Origin of the sequence: Sphingomonas sp., from assembly GCF_019746015.1 — a bacterium.
Taxonomy (GTDB): domain Bacteria; phylum Pseudomonadota; class Alphaproteobacteria; order Sphingomonadales; family Sphingomonadaceae; genus Sphingomonas.
The window spans coordinates 1-16,822 of record NZ_JAIESM010000036.1; the positions used below are offsets into that span (position 1 = coordinate 1).

Genomic DNA, 16,822 nt, shown 5'->3' on the forward strand with positions numbered 1-16,822 from the left:
TTCAGGCCGTGCCGAGGCTGGCGTAATTGGCGGCCTGCGGCCCCAGCAGCCGGGCGGCGCGGGCATAGGCGGCCGGCGTGCCCAGCCCCAGCCGCGCGCGGGCGGCGGCGATCGGCTCGTTCAGCAGCGCGTGATAATCCTCGCCCGCCAGCCAGGCGGCGCGGCGGCCGCGGCGATACCCCTCCCACACCGCGCGGGCAAAGGCGAAGCGGCGGGTGACCAGCACCGACTTGATCGACGCGCCCACCGCAATGAACGCCCAGCCGAGCCCGCCGACCTGCGCATAGCTGAACGCGACCAGACACGCCTCGCCCAGCGTTTCCTCGGCCTTATAGCCGGTCAGCACGTGCCAGATGTCGTGCGTGTCGCGGATGCGGCGGCCGAACCAGGCATAGGGGTGACGCATCGGCTGCGCTTCTTTGTCGAGGTTCGATACCTCGGCCAGCCCCATCGCCGAAAAGCCGGTGCTGTGCAGAAAGTCGCGATAGGCCGCCCCCACCGTGCCGGGCGCGAAGCTGTCGATATAGGCTGGATCGGAGAGCTTATCGGCCAGTTCCTGCTGGGCATAGGCGATCCGCCCTCCCTCAAAACTGCGCACCAGCCGGGCATAGTTGCGCTTGCCGTTGCCGGCGTTCAGCGCGCGCATGATGACGAACACCTGCGTCGTGTCATCGCCATCGCTCAGCAATGTGCGCAGCGCGCGCCAGGCGGTCTTCCAGTCGCGGCGGTCGGGCAGCAGGGTCTCGGTCATGCACAGCCTTTTACTGACAGAAATGTCAGCATGCCGTGCAAAGCTTACCGTTTCAATAGCGGGCGGTTGCCCATGCCGGGGCGGGGGTGGCGGTTACACCCGCATCGGCATGATGACGTAGAGCGCCGGCGCCTTGTCATTCTCGCGGATCAGCGTGGGGGCGGCGGCGTCGGCCAGATGGACTTCCACCGTATCGCCTTCCACCTGGCCCAGAATGTCGAGCAGATAGCGGCTGTTGAAGCCGATCTCGAAGGGCTGGGCGGCATAGTCGCCGGGCACATCCTCGGCTGCGGTGCCGTTTTCGGGGCTGGTGACCGACAGGGTGATGCGGTCGCGGTCGAGCGCCATCTTCACCGCGCGGGTCTTTTCGGTGGCGATGGTCGAGACGCGGTCGACCCCTTCCTGGAAGGCGCGCGGGTCGATCTTCAGGATGCGGTCGTTCGCGGTCGGGATGACGCGGCTGTAATCGGGGAAGGTGCCGTCGATCAGCTTCGAGGTGAGCAGCGCCGCGCCCAGATCGAAGCGGATCTTGGTCGATGACAGCGACACGCCGACCGAGCCATCGACCTCGTCCAAGAGCTTGCGCAGTTCGCCCACGCATTTGCGCGGCACGATGACGTCGGGCATCCCCTCGGCGCCGTCGGGCCGGGCCACGGTGACGCGCGCCAGCCGGTGGCCGTCGGTGGCGGCGGCCTTCAGCACCGGCTGCCCCTCGTCGCTCACATGCAGGAAGATGCCGTTCAGATAATAGCGCGTCTCCTCGGTGGAGATGGCAAAGCGCGTCTTGTCGATCATCTGCTTCAGCGTTTCGGCCGGCAGTTCGAACTGGGTGGGCAGGTCGCCCTCGGCAAAGACCGGGAAATCATCGCGCGGCAGCGTTGCCAGGCTGAACTTGGCGCGGCCGGCGTTGATCGTCATCCGTCCCTCGGCGGCAGCGAGCGACACCTGGCTCCCCTCGGGCAGCTTGCGCACAATGTCGAACAAGGTGTGCGCCGAAACCGTGGTGGCGCCGGCCACGTCGACAGCGGCGGCGACATGCTCGTTGATCTGCAGATCAAGGTCGGTCGCCATCAGCTTCAGCCCGCCACCGGCCTGCGCCTCGATCAGCACGTTCGACAGGATGGGGATGGTATTGCGCCGCTCGACCACCGATTGAACGTGGCTCAAGCCCTTCAGCAAGGTTGCGCGTTCGATCGTCGCCTTCATGCCACTCCCCCGGCCCCAATTGCCTGTCGTCAGGCACGCATGGGGTGATTTACCTTCGCCAATCCTTAAACATAAACATCGCGACCGCAAGCCGCCCGGCCGTTTCCACTCTCGCCAAAATCGCGCCGGGCGGGCATTTGGCGGCAGGAGCGGGTCGACGCGGCGGGAGGCAGGGTGCGCAAGGGACGGGATTTCATCGCGCGGCACGGCGAAACCGTGTTCAACGCCGCGCGCCGGCTGCAGGGCACCGCGCCGCACACGCCGCTGACGCGCGCGGGCTTTGCCCAGGCGGACGAGATTGGCCGCGCGCTGCGCACCCTGCTCGGCGAGCGCCCGCCGCTCACGCTATGGGCATCGAGCACCGGCCGCGCGCTGCAGACGCTGGCGGTGATCGCGGAGCATCTGGGCCTTGACTGGCACGGCGCGCATGCCGACGACCGGCTGGTCGAAATCGGCATGGGCAGCTGGGGCGGGCGCTATTATGCCGAGGTGATTGCCGAGGCCGGCCCGGTCATCGACCCGGCGACCGGGCTGCTGAAACCCGCGCCCGATGGCGAAACCTATCCGCAGATCGCCGCGCGCGTGGCCGACTGGCTGGCCGCGACCGATGACGATCCCGGCGACCGGCTGGTGATCATGCACGGCATTTCCAGCTGCGTGCTGCGCGGGGTGATGACGGGGATGGCGCCAGTGCCCGGCTTTGGCGCGCCCGCCGCGCGCGGCCTGCCGCAGGGATCGGTGGTGATGATCGAGCGCGGCGTGGAGCAGGTGGTGCATCTGGGCACCGGGCGGGCGCCGGCATGAGGGCGGCGCTGATCGCGGGCCTGGTGCTGGTCGCCGCGCCAGCGGTGGCGCGCGAATCGCTTGGCGTGCATGGCGGCTGGGCGGCGTTCCGCGATGCCAGCCCGCGCCGCTGCTACGCGATTGCCGCCCCCGGTTCGGCCGGCGGGCGCGGGCGCGGCTTCGTGACGGTGGCGACGTGGCCGGGCGGCCCGCGTGCGCAGCTCTATGTCCGGCTCAGCCAGCCGCGCAGCCCCAATGCGCGCGTCACCATCAGCATCGGCCAGCGCCGCTTCGCGCTGACGGCGGGGGACAGCGATGCCTGGGCGCCGGATGCGCGCGCCGATGCCGCGATCATCGCCGCAATGCGCGGCGGCCGCGCGATGAGCGTGGAGACTTTGGGCCTGCGCGGCGTGCCCTTTGCCGATGCCTATGCGCTGGACGGCGCCGCGACCGCGATCGACGCAGCGACGCTGGGCTGTCTCTAGGGCTCTGCGCTTTCTCGAGAGGCCCCACCCCAACCCCTCCCCTGAAGGGGAGGGGCTCAGGTCGGTCACTCGCGCTCGGGCACCGGCACGTTGAAGCCGTTGAGCGTCATCGAAACGAGGCAGTAGAGCCCGACCAGATAGATGAGCTCGGTCGCGCCGGCCTGGCCGAAGGTCTCAACCGCCAGCCGGTAACAGGGCTCGGGCAGCACCCCGCCCTTCACCAGCGCATAGGCAACGTCATAGGCAACGCTTTCCTCGGCCGAGAGATCGGCGGGCTTCACCCCGGCGCACAGCGCGGAAAGGCGCGCGCTGCTCATCCCCTCGCGCTCGGCAATCGCGATATGGGCATAGATTTCATAGGCCGCGTCGAAATGCGCGCCCGTCACCAGAATCGCCACCTGGCGCGCCGGGTCGGGCAGGGTGGCGCCGATCGACATCGCCTTGGTCAGGTTCCAGATCGCCTGGCCGATGACGGGCGCGTGCAGCCACGGATTCCACGGGCCGAGCAGCGCGCCATCCTCGCCAATCGCCTTGAACGCGTTGAAGGTGCTGGCGATGCCGGCGCGCATATCCTCATAAAGCGGGCGCTGTTCAGGGGTCAGCGCGTCGGGGGCGATCAGGGGCAGGCGCATCGCAGGTCTCCTTCAGGGTTTGGCCGGGTGATGCCATGGCATTGCGAAAGGGGGACGACAGCGCCGCGCCATGCGCTAAGGAGTCTGCCTGTGCTGACCCGCCTTGTCCTTACCGATTTTCGCAATCATGCCGATGCGGTGCTGGCGCCGGGGCCGGGCTTTGTGATGCTGACCGGCGAAAATGGCGCGGGCAAGACCAACATATTGGAGGCGGTGTCGCTGCTGGCGCCGGGCCGCGGGCTGCGCCGGGCCAGCCTGTCGGCGATGGCGCGGCAGGGCGGCAGCGGCGGCTTTGGCGTCGCCGCGCAGCTGGACGACGGGGTGGAGATCGCGACCGGCACGCAGGCGGCAGCGCCCGAGCGGCGGATCGTGCGCGTGCAGGGGGCAGGCGCGGCCGCCACCGCGCTGGCCGAGCGGCTGACGCTGATCTGGTTGACCCCGGCGATGGACCGGCTGTTCGCCGGCACTGCGGGCGACCGGCGGCGCTTTCTCGACCGGCTGACGCTGGCGCTGTTTCCCGGCCATGCCGTGCACGCCAATCGCTATGAAGCAGCGAGCCGCGCGCGCAACCGCCTGCTCGCCGAGATGCAGAGCGGCAAGCGCGGCGACCCGGCCTGGCTCGACGCGCTGGAGCATCAGCTGGCCGGGCATGGCGCGGCGATCGATGCCGCCCGGCGCGAACTGGTGACGGCGCTCGGTGCCCGGCTGGCAGCAGCACCCGAAGGCCCGTTCGCGCGCGCCGGCCTCGCGCTGGAGGGGTGGCAGGGGGAGGCGGAGGCGCTGGCGGCGGCGCTGCGCAGCGGGCGCGCGCGCGATGCGGCCGCCGGGCGCGCGCTGTCCGGCCCGCACCGCAGCGACCTGGCCGTCACCCATCTTGCCAAGGCTCAGCCGGCCGCGCTCTGTTCGACCGGCGAGCAGAAGGCGCTGCTGCTCGCGCTGATCCTGGCCCATGCCGAGCTGGTCGCCGAGCGCACCGGCCGCGCGCCGGTGCTGCTGCTCGATGAAGTCGCCGCGCATCTTGACCCCGCGCGCCGCGCCGCGCTGTTCGACCGGCTCGCCGGGCGCGGGCAGGTGTGGATGACGGGGACCGAGGCGGCATTGTTCGCCGGCGCGCCCGGCACGCATGTCGCGCTGCCGCTTGACGGGGGCGCCCGCCCGGCCGAAAGCGTCAGGCCATGACGGGCGATCGCCGCCAGCACCTGCTCGAACAGCTTGCCGACCACATGCTGGCGCATGGGCTGGGGGGTACCAGCCTGCGCCCGGTGGCCGCAGCGCTTGGCACCAGCGACCGGATGCTGCTCTATTATTTCACCACCAAGGCGGAACTGATCGCCGCCACGCTGCAGACGGTGGCGCAGCGGCTGGAGCTGCGGCTGAATGCGCTGGCCGGTGCCGCGCCCCGCCCGGCCGGGCAGCTGGCGCGCGAGCTGCCCCAGCTGATGATGGGCGAGGAGCTGTGGCCCTATATGCGGCTGTGGCTGGAGATCGCCGCCCGCGCCGCCGCCGGCGATGCGACGTGCCGGGCGGTGGGCGAAGCGATTGCGGGCGGCTTTCTGGACTGGGTCGGCGCGCGGATCGAGACCACCGACGACAAGCGCGCGCAACAGGCGGCGTTGCTCGCCCAGCTGATCGACGGCGCGCTGCTGTTCCACGCCGTCGGGATGAGCGACCTGCTGGCCCAGGCGCAGGGCCAGCCGGCGCGCTGAGCCTATCCCCGGCGGATCAGCCCCAGGATCAGCGCAACGCCGATCGCCCAGAGCAGACAGCCGGCCACCGCGCGCGCCAGGTCGGCATCGGCGGCATAGACCCAGGGCACAAAGCCGATCACCAGCCCGTCGATGGTGACTGCGGTTGCGCAGACCAATGCGGTGCAGCGCGCCGTTTCGCTCGCCGGCAGCCGCGCCAGCCGCGGCCCCAGCGGAATGCACGGCAGCGTGAGCGGAATGACCGCGGCATAGACCAGCGGCAGCCACGCACCGGTCATCGCACCGGCATCGGCCAGCCAGCGCAGCATCACCACGCCCGCTGCCCAGAGCACCAGGCCAAAGCCGATCAGAACGGCGACGCGGTTGGGGGTCAGCGCATTGGCGGGCGGGGTCAGCGGGATCGAGGCCATGGCAAGCTCCTTGGGCGGGGGTGCGTAACAGCTGCTACATAGCGCGCCCACGTAGCGTTTGCTACAGAAAACAACATCGCCCCGCGCACGGCCCCCCGTGCACCACCTTTGCGTTCGCTCGATGCTTTTCCTATAGGCTTGCTATGGCAAGCACCCCCAACAGCAATGACTATGGCGCCGACTCGATCAAGGTCCTGAAAGGCCTGGACGCGGTGCGCAAACGGCCCGGCATGTATATCGGCGATACCGATGATGGCTCGGGCCTGCACCACATGGTGTTCGAAGTGTCCGACAATGCGATTGACGAGGCGCTGGCCGGCCATTGCGACCGGATCGACATCACCCTGAACCCCGATGGCTCGGTATCGGTGGAGGATAATGGCCGTGGCATCCCGACCGGCATCCACCCCGAAGAGGGCGTGTCGGCGGCCGAGGTGATCATGACCCAGCTCCACGCCGGGGGTAAGTTTGAAAACACCAGCGACGACAATGCCTATAAGGTGTCGGGCGGGCTGCACGGCGTCGGCGTGTCGGTGGTCAACGCGCTCAGCGAATGGCTCGATCTGACGATCTGGCGCGACGGGCAGGAGCATTATATGCGCTTTGCCTTTGGCGATGCGGTCGCGCCGCTGAAGGTGGTCGGCCCGTCGGCCAAGAAGGGCACGCGCGTCACCTTCCTGCCCAGCCCCGCCACCTTCAAGATCACCGAGTTCGACTGGGACAAGCTGGAGCATCGCTACCGCGAGCTGGCCTTCCTCAATTCGGGCGTGCGCCTGTTCCTGACCGATGCACGGCACGAGGAGAAGAAGTCGGTCGAACTTTATTACGAAGGCGGGATCGCCGCGTTCGTGAAATGGCTCGATCGCAACAAGCAGCCGCTGATGCCTGACCCCGTTGCCATCACCGGCACGCGCGACGATGTGACCATCGACGTCGCGCTGGAATGGAATGACAGCTATTACGAAAACGTCCTGTGCTTCACCAACAACATCCCGCAGCGCGACGGCGGCACCCATCTGGCCGCCTTCCGCGCGGCGCTCACGCGCACCCTCAACAATTACGCCGAGAAATCGGGGCTGCTGAAGAAGGAAAAGGTCACGCTGACCGGCGATGACATGCGCGAGGGGCTGACCGCGATCGTCTCGGTGAAGCTGCCCGACCCCAAGTTCAGCAGCCAGACCAAGGACAAGCTGGTCTCGTCCGAAGTGCGCCAGCCGCTCGAAAGCCTGATGGCGGACAAGCTGGCCGAATGGCTGGAGGAGAACCCCGCGCATGGCCGCGCCATCGTTGCCAAGGTGATCGACGCGGCGGCCGCGCGCGAGGCCGCCAAGAAGGCGCGCGAGCTGACCCGGCGCAAGGGCGTGATGGACATCGCGTCGCTCCCCGGCAAGCTTGCCGACTGTCAGGAGCGCGATCCGGCCAAGTCCGAGCTGTTCCTGGTGGAGGGCGATTCGGCTGGCGGCTCCGCCAAACAGGGGCGCAACCGCCACTTCCAGGCGATCCTGCCGCTCCGGGGCAAGATTTTGAACGTGGAGCGCGCGCGCTTCGACCGGATGCTCTCCAGCCGCGAGATCGGCACGCTCATCCAGGCGATGGGCACCGGCATCGGCCGCGACGATTTCAACATCGACAAGCTGCGCTACCACAAGATCGTGATCATGACCGACGCCGATGTCGACGGCGCGCATATCCGCACGCTCCTGCTCACCTTCTTCTATCGCCAGATGCCGGAGATCATCGAGAAGGGGCATCTCTTCATCGCCCAGCCGCCGCTCTACAAGGCAACGCGCGGGCGCAGCGAAGTCTATCTGAAGGACGATCCCGCGCTCGACGAGTATCTGGTTGAAAACGGCGTGGCGGGCGCGGTGTTCGATGGCGCGGGCGGCAGCCGCAGCGGCGCCGATCTGCGCGCGCTGGTCGAACAGGCGCGGCGGCTGCGCACGCTGATGCGCTATGTGCCGCGCCGCTACGATCCGGTGATTGTCGAGCAGCTGGCGCTCGCCGGTGCGCTCGACCCCGCGCTCGACGCCGGTGCCCGCGCGCCCGCGCTTGCCGCCGCCGCTGCGCGCCTGAACGATGGCGATCCGGAGGCGCGGTGGAGCGCCGAGGTGGGTGCCGAGGGCGCGTTCCACATCCGCCGGCTGTGGCGCGGGGTGACCGACCACCACATTATCGAGGCCGCCTTCCTCGTCTCGGCGGAGGCGCGCAAGCTCCACGCGCTGGCGGCCGATATGGCGGACAGTTTCGCCCAGCCCGGCAAGCTGGTATCGGCCGCGCGCGCCAGCCAGGCGGAAGCGGGGGCGGAAAGCGCCGACGAGGCCGCCCCGCTCGCCAAGGGCGAAACCCGCGTCAGCCGGCCCAGCCAGCTGCTCGACGCGGTGCTGGCGGCCGGGCGCAAGGGGCTGTCGATCCAGCGCTACAAGGGCCTTGGCGAAATGAATGCCGAGCAATTGTGGCAGACCACGCTCGACCCCGACCACCGTTCGATGCTGCGCGTCGAGGTGCAGCAGGCCGACATGGCCGATGAAATCTTCACCCGGCTGATGGGCGACGTGGTCGAGCCGCGCCGCGAATTCATTCAGGACAACGCGCTGAGCGTGGTGAATCTGGATGTTTGATTTGGGTTTCAGCTTCGGCTGAAACGGTTACGGGCCGGCGCCGGCAACCAAGCAAAGCCCCTCCCCTTCAGGGGAGGGGTTGGGGTGGGGCCTATCCCAAAAAAGCGCCGCGCTCTCCATAGACGCCCCTCCTCCCGACCTCCTCCCCTGAAGGGGAGGAGGAGAGAGCTGCCTTTGCGGCACGGCAGAACAGCGGGACCCCGGGTCAAGCCCGGGGTGACGGTTCGGGGGATCAGGGCGGCGCGAGTTCAGCACGAGCACCGTGCCCGGACCCACTAAACCGTCGCCAGCGCCTGCGCGAAGTCGGCGATCAGATCGTCGGCATCCTCCACCCCGATCGAGATGCGCACCAGATTGTCAGTGATGCCGAGTGCGCGCTTGCGTTCCTCGGGCACTGACAGGTGGGTCATGCCGGCGGGGTGGCTGGCGAGCGTTTCGGTGCCGCCCAGCGACACTGCGAGCTTGGCGATCTTCAGCGCGTCGAGAAACGCAAAGCTCTCCTTCTCGCCGCCCTTCAGATAGAGCGAGAAGGTGGAGCCGGCACCGGTGCAGTGGCGGCGATAAATGTCGGCCTGGCGCGCGTCCGGCCCGTCTTCCAGAAAGCCCAGATAGCCGACCCGCTCGACCTTGGGATGTTCGCGCAGGAATTCGCACACCTTGACCGCGTTTTCGCCCGCGCGGCTCATCCGCAGCTCCAGCGTTTCCAGGCTGCGCAGCAGCATCCAGGCGGTGTTGGGGTCGGTGATGGTGCCGATGGTGTTGCGCATCAGCCGGATGGTGTCGATATGCGCGCGCGAGCCGAGCACGGCGCCCGCCACCAGATCGGAATGGCCGCCGGCATATTTGGTCAGGCTATAGACCACCAGATCGGCACCATGCTGCAGCGGCTGGTGCCACAGCGGGCCCAGAAAGGTGTTGTCGATGGCAATCGGCGGCTTTTCGGCGGCATTGGCGAAAATCGCGTCGCGGCTGGCGGCGACCGCCTCTACATCGACCAGCGCGTTGGTGGGGTTGGCGGGGCTTTCGAGATAGATCAGCGCAACCCGGCCGGTCGACGCCTTTTGCAGCACCGCGTCGATCTCCTCGCGCGTCGCGCCGGCGGGAAAGTCCAGGAAATGCACGCCGAACCGGCCGAGCACGCGCGCGATCAGCGTTTCGGTGGCGGCATAAAGCGGCCCGGAATGGACGATGGTGTCGCCGGGCCGGACCAGCGACAGGAACAGCGTCGCAATTGCCGACATGCCGGACGAGAAGCTAAGCGCGTCTTCCGACTGTTCCCAGATGCCCAGCCGGTCCTCCAGAATCTCCTGATTCGGGCCGTTGAAGCGCGAATAGACCAGCCCCTCGGCGCCGCCGGGGCGCTTGCCGGTCACGCCCTCGAAATGGCGTTTGCCGGCGGCGGCACTGGGGAAGACGAAGGTGGAGGTAAGGAAGATCGGCGGTTTCAGCGATCCTTCGGAGAGCATCGGGTCATAGCCATGGCCCATCATCAGCGTGGAGGGTTTCAGCGGGCGCCCGCCAATCTCGGCAATGTCGGCTTTGGGGCGGCGGCGCGGGCTCTGGTCGACGGGCTCGGTCATGGGGGCTCTCCTGGGGATGATGCTGCCGTCTTAGGGCGCTTTCGCCGCCAGTGAAACGGGCGTTTATGCCGGCAGCGCGATCAGGCTGATCTGGCGGCCATAGCCGGCCTCGCCCCGGTGCGTGGCGCGGCGATAGCTGAAGAAGCGGGCCGCGTCGGCATAGGTGTCCAGCCCCGGCGCCGCCACCGTCTGCACCCCGGCCGCCGCCAGCCGGTGCGCGACATAGCCTTCCAGATCGAACTGATGGTGGCCGGCGCGGCCGGGCGTGAAGAAGCGCTCGTTGGCGGGGTCATGGTCTTCGAAGCGGCGGGCAAAGCCGTCATCCACTTCATAGCTGACGCGCGCGATGCACGGGCCGATCGCGGCGGCGATCCGGGTGCGATCCGCGCCCAGCGCCACCATCGCCGCGACGGTCGCCTCGCACACCCCGCCGATTGCGCCCTTCCACCCGGCATGCGCCGCGCCGATGATGCCGGCCTGCGCATCGGCCAGCAGCACCGGCGCGCAATCGGCGGTCAGGATGCCCAGCGCCAGCGCGGGCCGGTCGGTGACCATCGCATCGGCGGGCGGCCGCGCATCGAACGGAATGGCGGCGTCCACCGTTACCACATCGGCCGAATGGACCTGATAGACGGTGACGAGCGCCGCCCCCGGCGCGACGGCGGCGAGCGCGCGCGCGCGGTTCTCGGCAATCGCCCCGGCCTCGTCGGCGGAACCGGTGCCGACGTTCAGCCCGGCATGGATGCCGGTGGACACGCCGCCGCGCCGGCCCAGAAAGCCGTGCCGCAGGCCGGCCAGCACGGGGGTGGTGATCACCTCGACGGTCATAGCGCGAGCCTCAGGATATGGTCCTCGTCGGCATGCGTGCCGACCATGAAGGCATAGGGCTGCACGAAGACAAAGCCATAGCGTTCGTAAAAGCGCCGGGCGCGGTGATTGTCGGTGAACACCGACAGATAAAGCTCGTCGGCGCCGCGCGCGCGGGCCTCGGCAATCGTCCAGTCCATCAGCGCGGGCGCAATCGCGGTGCCGTGCCAGGGCTTCAGCACATAGAGCTGGCGCAGCTCGATCGGGCGCCCCTGCGGCGTGAAGGGCAGCGAGGGCGGGCCGAGCTTGGCATAGGCGACGAGCGTGCCATCGATGGCGGCGACCCGCACCGCATAGGCCGGATCGGCCAGCTGCGCGGCCCAGTGGTCGGGCGCGTGCGTCTCCAGAAACGCGGCCAGATTTTCGGGGCTGTAGAGATGGCCGAAGGTCTCGACAAAGGTCGCCTTGCCCAGCGCCGACAGCGCGTCGGCATCGGCGGCGGTCGCATCGCGCAGGATCATGCGAACCCCGCCGGGTGCGGCCAGCCGGGCGCGGTAATGGCGAGCGCGCGGAACAGCGTGCCCATCTGGTCAGGCGCCACCAGCCGCTCGCGGTCGGCGGCGACGCGGGGCCCAAGTGCCGCGGCGCGCGCGTCGATGCCAAGCGCGGTCAGGAACGCCCCTTGCCCGACCGGGCCGTGCGGCGCCGCGCCGGCACTGGCAGCGGCAGCAGCAAGCGTGGCAAAGTCGACATGCGCGGTCAGGTCATGCTCGCCCGGCGCCTCGAACGGGTTGGCAAAGCCGTGCGCGCGCATCGCCTGGAACGTGTCGCCCAGCGCCGGGCCTTCATAGCCATAATCGCTCACCAGCATCGCGCCCCCCTGCCGCGCCAGCCGCCCGCCCAGCGCGCGCATCAGGTTGACCGAGGCCGGGCTGGTTTCGATCACCGCACCGGCCGGCGCGTCGCGCAGCGCCTCGGGAATGATCGCGTCGGGCACCGCCGGCCCGGCGATGGGCAGGAAGATCAGAGCCTGGCACGCCACCAGCCGCTCGTGCCAGGCGCCAGCGCGGCGGACCAGCTGGCGGATCGGCAGCGCGTCGAAAAACTCATTGGCGACGATCAGCAGCGGCACCTCGTCGGGCAGCGTGTCGATGCTGTCATGCCAGATGGCGCCTGCCACCCGTTCGGCCTGTGCCGCGCGCAGCACCGGGCTGGTTTCCACGAAATGGACGGGCGGCGCGAGCCCCGCCTTCGCCATTGCCCGCAGCGCATCGGCCGCCAGCGTGCCGCGCCCCGGCCCCAGCTCGACATAGCAGGCAGGCCCGCGCCCGGCCCGGTCCCACAGGTCGGCCAGCCACAGCCCGATCAGCTCGCCGAACATCTGGCTGATCTCGGGCGCGGTGATGAAGTCGCCGGCCGCGCCCAGCGGGTCGCGCGTCGCATAATAATGCGCGTTCGCCGCCGCCATGTAATGCGACAGCGAGATCGGCCCGGCGAGCGTGATCGCGCGCGCCAGCCGCTCGGGCAGCGCCGGGGATGGGGCCAGGGTCGGGGCCTCCGCGCTCAGGCGACGCTCTCCGTGCCGGCAATTGCCTCCACCCGCTGGCGCCGGCCGGGTGCGGAGACGATCAGCCACAGCCCGGCCGCGATCATCGGCACGCACAGCCACTGGCCCATATGGATGCCGGTCGCCTCGATGAAGCTGCCCCTGAACTGCGCGTCGGGCTCGCGCACAAATTCGACCAGGAAGCGCGCCACGCCATAGCCGGCCAGGAAAATCCCCACCAGCCGCCCGGGCATGTAGCGCGCCTCAGTCCGCCAGAACGCCCACCATAGCAGCGCGAATAGCACCAGCCCCTCCAGCCCCGCCTCGTAAAGCTGGCTGGGGTGGCGCGCCACGTCGAGCCCGGTGTGCGGAAACACGATGGCCCAGGGCAGATCGGCCGGCTTGCCCCACAGCTCGCCATTCACGAAATTGGCCAGCCGGCCGAAGAACAGCCCGAACGGCACGCAGCAGGCCAGATAATCATGCACGCGCAGCCAATCGAGCTTGTGTGCGCGCGCGAACAGCAAGATGCCGATCGAGGTGCCGATGGCGCCGCCATGGAACGACATGCCGCCTTCCCACAGCTTCAATATCTGCAGGGGGTGGAACAGCATGTCCGGCGCGTAGAACAGCACATAGCCGATCCGCCCGCCGGCGATGATGCCGATCGTCGCATAGAAGACCAGGTCATCGGCATGGCGCCGCGCCATCGGCGCGCCCGGCCGGGCGATCAGCCGCAGCATATACCACCAGCCGATGATGATGCCGGTGATATACGCCATCGAATACCATTTCAGGCTGAACCAGCCGATCGTAACGATCGTCGGGCTGATGTGCAGGTCTTCGAAACGAATATGCGCTTGCGCGGCGGCGAGAGACAGGATCAAAGCTTTTCCCCAGACTGCGCCGCCTCCATAAGCGGCGCGGGCCGGAAGACCAAGAGGGAGAGAGACATGCCGAGCCTGCTGGACCAGCAGATGGATGCGGTGCTCGCCGCGCTGACCGCGCCCGGCGGGCAGATGCCGGTGGTGACGACGACCCGTGATGGCCGCGATTATCCGATGATCGCCGCCGCGCCGCCGGCGCTGACCTATTATTTTGCGCATTTCTGTGCCGAGCATCACAACAAGACCTTTCTTGTCGCGGGCGAGGAGCGGCTGAGCTTTGCCGAGGTTTATGCGATTGCCGGCCAGGTCGCGCGCGCGCTGGTCGACGGGCATGGCGTGCAGCGCGGCGACCGGGTGGGTATTGCGATGCGCAACTCGCCCAGCTGGATCGCGCTTTATATGGGCATATTGATGGCGGGCGGCGTGGCGACGCTGCTCAACGGCTGGTGGCAGACCGCCGAACTGGCCGCCGCGATCGCCGAAGTGGAATGCGCGCTGGTCTTTGCCGATGCCCCCCGCGCGCAGCGGCTGGACGAGGCAACCGGCCTGTCCGCCAATGTGGTGCCGATCGATGACCGGCTGCCGCTGGCGCAGGCACTCGCCGGCGTTATCGCGCGCGGCGGCACCGCCGAGACCCAGCTCCCCATGCTGACGGGTGAGGACAATGCGACGATCCTGTTCACCAGCGGATCGACCGGCCAGTCCAAGGGTGCGCTGGCCGATCATCGCGGGCTGACCCAGGCGGTGTTCAACTATCTGGCGCAGGCAGTGACGATGCTGACCATCGCCACCCAGATGGGCCAGCCGCCCCAGGGCCAGCCCTCCACCCTGCTCAACGTGCCGCTGTTCCATGTGACGGCGGAAGTGCCGGTGTTCCTGCAAAGCTTCGCGATGGGTCGCAAGCTGGTGCTGATGCCCAAATGGGATGCCGAGGAAGCGATGCGCCTGATCGAGCGCGAGCAGATCAGCTATTTCGTCGGCGTGCCGCTGATGAGCTTTGAAATCCTCACCCACCCCAATCGCCACAAATACAACCTGACCAGCGTGACCGATTTCGCCGCCGGCGGCGCGCCGCGCCCGGTGGAGCATGTGAAGCGCATTCATGAGGAGCTGCCCGGCGCGCCGCTGCTGGGCTATGGCCTGACCGAAACCAATGGCGTGGGCTGTGGCAATTTCCGTGACAATTATCTGGCCAAGCCCAATTCGACCGGGCGGCCAAGCTATCCGCTGGTCGAGCTGGCCATTCTGGATGGCGCCGGCCAGCCGGTGGCGCAGGGCGCGCGCGGCGAAGTGGCGATCCGCTCGATCTGCAACTTCAAGGGCTATTGGAACCGGCCGGAGGCGACGCGCGACGCCTTCACCGCCGACCAGTTCTTCCTGACCGGCGATATCGGCTATCTGGACGAGGACGGCTATCTGTTCATCGTTGACCGCAAGAAGGACATCATCATCCGGGGCGGCGAGAATATCTCGTGCCAGGAAGTGGAAGCCGCGCTCTATGAAAACCCGGCCGTTGCCGAAGCGGCGGTGTTCGGACTGCCCGATGACCGTTATGGCGAAGTGCCCGGCGCCGTGGTGCACATCCGCGCGGGCGAGGTGATGGATGCCGAGGCGCTGTGCGAGTTTCTCGCCGGGCGCATTGCCGCGTTCAAGGTGCCGGCGCGCATCTGGCTGTCGCCCGCGCCGCTGCCGCGCCTGGGCACCGAGAAGATCGACAAGGTCGCGCTGCGCACCGCCTATCGCGAGCGCCACATCGCCGAACGCGCTGCCTGAGCATGGCGGCATAGCGGCGCATGGCGGAAATCAGTCGGCGTGGGCTGCTGATCGGCGGCGGGGCGGGGCTGGGGCTGATGCTGGCCTGGGCGGTGTGGCCGCGCCGCTACGCCCCCAACCTTACCGCCGCGCCCGGCGAGACGCTGTTCGGTGCGTGGCTGAAGATCGGCGAGGACGGGCATGTGACGGTCGCCGTGCCCCAGGCCGAATATGGCCAGGGCGCGTGGACCGCGCTGCCGCAGATTCTGGCGGATGAACTGGGCGCGGACTGGCGCACGGTGGCGGTGGAGCCGGCACCGCTCAACCCGCTTTACGCCAATCCGCTGGGCGCGAACGAGCTGTTCGAGGGGCTGTTCGCGCTGATCCCGCCCGACATGCGCGCCGCCCATGCGACGCGCACCACGCTGATGCTGACGGCGGGGTCCAGCTCGGTGCGCGGCTTTGAGGACGATCTGCGCCGCGCCGGGGCGGCCGCGCGCGTGCTGCTGTCAAAGGCGGCGGCGGCGCAGTGGGGCGTGGACTGGCGCGCCTGTGCGGCGGATGGCGGCTTCATCCAGTCGGGCACGCGCAAGCTGCGGTTCGGCGCGCTGGCGGCGGCGGCGGCCAAATATGATCTGCCCGACGAGCTGCCGATGCGGCTTGACGATAATTTCAAGCTGGCCGGCCAGTCGCTGCCCCGGCTCGACGTGCCGGCAAAGGTCGATGGCTCGGCCAATTTCGCGGCCGATATCCGCTTTCCCGGCATGGTGTTCGCGGCCATCGCGCAGGCCCCGCTGGGCGGCGCGCTGGCCGGGCTGAACCGGGCGGCGGCCCAGCGCACACCCGGTTTCGTTGCGCTGGTGGAACAACCAGGCTGGGTGGCCGCCGTTGCCAACACCTGGTGGGCGGCCAATCGCGCGGTCGAAGCCACCCGACCCCGTTTTTCGGGTGTAAACGAGACGCTCCACCAAAAGGGCATCGACCAGGCGCTGGACAGCGCGCTGGACGGGCCGGGCACGCGGATGCTGTCGCGCGGCGACCTGTCGACGGTGTTTCGCGGCGCGCGGGTGGTGACGGCGGCCTATCGCGTCGGTCTCGCCGCGCATGCCGCGCTGGAGACGCCCTCGGCCACCGCCCGCTATGACGAGGGGCGGCTGCAGCTGTGGCTGCCGACGCTGGCGCCGGGTCTCGCCCGCGATGCCGCCGCCGCCGCGCTCGGCATCGATGGCAGCCGGGTGACGGTGCACCCGATGCTGGTCGGCGGGTCGTTCGGCGCTGGGCTGGAAACCGATGTCGCGGTGCAGGCGGCGCTGATCGCCAAGGCGGTCGGCCGGCCGGTGCAGCTGGTCTGGTCGCGCGCCGAAGATCTGCGCCACGACCGTTACCGCCCGCCGGCCGCCGCGCGGCTCTCCGCCCGGCTCGGCGCGAACGGCACGATCATGGGCTGGCTGGCCAAGATCGCCGCGCCCGCTACCGGCCAGGAACTGGCCCGGCGGCTGCTCGCGCATGATGCCGGTGCCCGTGCCGCGCTGATGCTCGAAGGGTCGGGCGACCCCTATGCGATTGCCGGCGCTCTCCCCTATTACCGCTTCCCCAGCTATGCGGTCGACCATCATGTCGCCGAGATCGGCGTGCCGACCGGCCATTGGCGATCCGGCG

At 69.0% G+C, this 16,822-nt stretch carries 16 protein-coding genes; 7 read left to right on the top strand and 9 right to left on the bottom strand.

The genetic code is table 11. The features are described from left to right. Window position 1 precedes the first annotated feature (1 nt). Window positions 2–751 (bottom strand): Coq4 family protein, encoded by a 750-nt coding sequence (locus tag K2Y03_RS06215; RefSeq protein ID WP_294089222.1) that lies wholly within the window; start codon window positions 749–751, stop codon window positions 2–4. 93 nt (window positions 752–844) lie between these two features. Continuing rightward, window positions 845–1,957: a DNA polymerase III subunit beta gene (gene dnaN / locus K2Y03_RS06220; protein WP_294089223.1), complete on the bottom strand. Its 1,113-nt coding sequence runs from the start codon at window positions 1,955–1,957 to the stop codon at window positions 845–847. A 174-nt stretch (window positions 1,958–2,131) separates the two neighbouring features. On the opposite strand from dnaN, the gene K2Y03_RS06225 reads away from it, so the two are divergent. Together K2Y03_RS06225 and K2Y03_RS06230 are read left to right on the top strand one after the other, a co-directional pair. Further along, window positions 2,132–2,761, top strand: coding sequence for a histidine phosphatase family protein (locus K2Y03_RS06225; protein ID WP_294089224.1), 630 nt, complete (start codon window positions 2,132–2,134; stop codon window positions 2,759–2,761). Further along, complete coding sequence (locus K2Y03_RS06230; protein ID WP_294089225.1) at window positions 2,758–3,225, top strand: hypothetical protein; 468 nt, start codon at window positions 2,758–2,760, stop codon at window positions 3,223–3,225. The genes K2Y03_RS06225 and K2Y03_RS06230 overlap by 4 nt, the downstream gene beginning before the upstream one ends. Window positions 3,226–3,290: 65 nt before the next feature. On the opposite strand, the gene K2Y03_RS06235 is transcribed toward K2Y03_RS06230, so the two are convergent. Then, window positions 3,291–3,857 carry a carboxymuconolactone decarboxylase family protein gene (locus K2Y03_RS06235; protein WP_294089227.1) on the bottom strand — a complete coding sequence of 189 codons (567 nt, stop codon included), beginning with the start codon at window positions 3,855–3,857 and terminating at the stop codon, window positions 3,291–3,293. Between the two features lie 90 nt (window positions 3,858–3,947). Between K2Y03_RS06235 and recF the strand changes: the two genes are divergently transcribed. Continuing rightward, window positions 3,948–5,036: a DNA replication/repair protein RecF gene (gene recF, locus K2Y03_RS06240; RefSeq protein WP_294089232.1), complete on the top strand. Its 1,089-nt coding sequence runs from the start codon at window positions 3,948–3,950 to the stop codon at window positions 5,034–5,036. Next, window positions 5,033–5,563 carry a TetR/AcrR family transcriptional regulator gene (locus tag K2Y03_RS06245; RefSeq protein ID WP_294089234.1) on the top strand — a complete coding sequence of 177 codons (531 nt, stop codon included), beginning with the start codon at window positions 5,033–5,035 and terminating at the stop codon, window positions 5,561–5,563. Before recF ends, K2Y03_RS06245 begins: the two co-directional genes overlap by 4 nt. A 2-nt stretch (window positions 5,564–5,565) precedes the next feature. On the opposite strand, the gene K2Y03_RS06250 is transcribed toward K2Y03_RS06245, so the two are convergent. After that, window positions 5,566–5,973 (bottom strand): hypothetical protein, encoded by a 408-nt coding sequence (locus tag K2Y03_RS06250; RefSeq protein ID WP_294089237.1) that lies wholly within the window; start codon window positions 5,971–5,973, stop codon window positions 5,566–5,568. Window positions 5,974–6,116: 143 nt separating this feature from the next. On the opposite strand from K2Y03_RS06250, the gene gyrB reads away from it, so the two are divergent. After that, entirely contained in the window at window positions 6,117–8,591 is a 2,475-nt protein-coding gene (gene gyrB, locus K2Y03_RS06255; protein WP_294089240.1) for a DNA topoisomerase (ATP-hydrolyzing) subunit B, read from the top strand. 275 nt (window positions 8,592–8,866) lie between these two features. Here the strand turns inward: gyrB and K2Y03_RS06260 are convergent, their stop codons facing one another. From K2Y03_RS06260 to lgt, 5 genes are all read right to left on the bottom strand, one after another. Beyond that, a complete protein-coding gene (locus tag K2Y03_RS06260) occupies window positions 8,867–10,171 on the bottom strand; it encodes a cystathionine gamma-synthase family protein (RefSeq protein WP_294089242.1) in 1,305 nt (434 codons plus the stop codon). A gap of 63 nt (window positions 10,172–10,234) precedes the next feature. After that, window positions 10,235–10,999: a peptidoglycan editing factor PgeF gene (gene pgeF / locus K2Y03_RS06265; RefSeq protein WP_294089244.1), complete on the bottom strand. Its 765-nt coding sequence runs from the start codon at window positions 10,997–10,999 to the stop codon at window positions 10,235–10,237. After that, on the bottom strand, window positions 10,996–11,499 hold the full coding sequence (locus K2Y03_RS06270) for a GNAT family N-acetyltransferase (protein WP_294089246.1): 504 nt from the start codon (window positions 11,497–11,499) through the stop codon (window positions 10,996–10,998). The genes pgeF and K2Y03_RS06270 overlap by 4 nt, the downstream gene beginning before the upstream one ends. Next, a complete protein-coding gene (locus tag K2Y03_RS06275) occupies window positions 11,496–12,446 on the bottom strand; it encodes an SAM-dependent methyltransferase (RefSeq protein WP_294089256.1) in 951 nt (316 codons plus the stop codon). The genes K2Y03_RS06270 and K2Y03_RS06275 overlap by 4 nt, the downstream gene beginning before the upstream one ends. Before the next feature lie 95 nt (window positions 12,447–12,541). Beyond that, the gene (gene lgt / locus K2Y03_RS06280; protein WP_294089249.1) at window positions 12,542–13,411 is read right to left on the bottom strand and encodes a prolipoprotein diacylglyceryl transferase; all 870 of its coding nucleotides are present in this window, start codon (window positions 13,409–13,411) and stop codon (window positions 12,542–12,544) included. A 66-nt stretch (window positions 13,412–13,477) separates the two neighbouring features. On the opposite strand from lgt, the gene K2Y03_RS06285 reads away from it, so the two are divergent. Beyond that, on the top strand, window positions 13,478–15,184 hold the full coding sequence (locus K2Y03_RS06285) for a class I adenylate-forming enzyme family protein (RefSeq protein ID WP_294089252.1): 1,707 nt from the start codon (window positions 13,478–13,480) through the stop codon (window positions 15,182–15,184). Window positions 15,185–15,204: 20 nt separating this feature from the next. Continuing rightward, window positions 15,205–16,822 (top strand): molybdopterin cofactor-binding domain-containing protein (locus K2Y03_RS06290; RefSeq protein ID WP_294089255.1); only part of this gene is annotated, 1,618 nt, incomplete at its 3' end.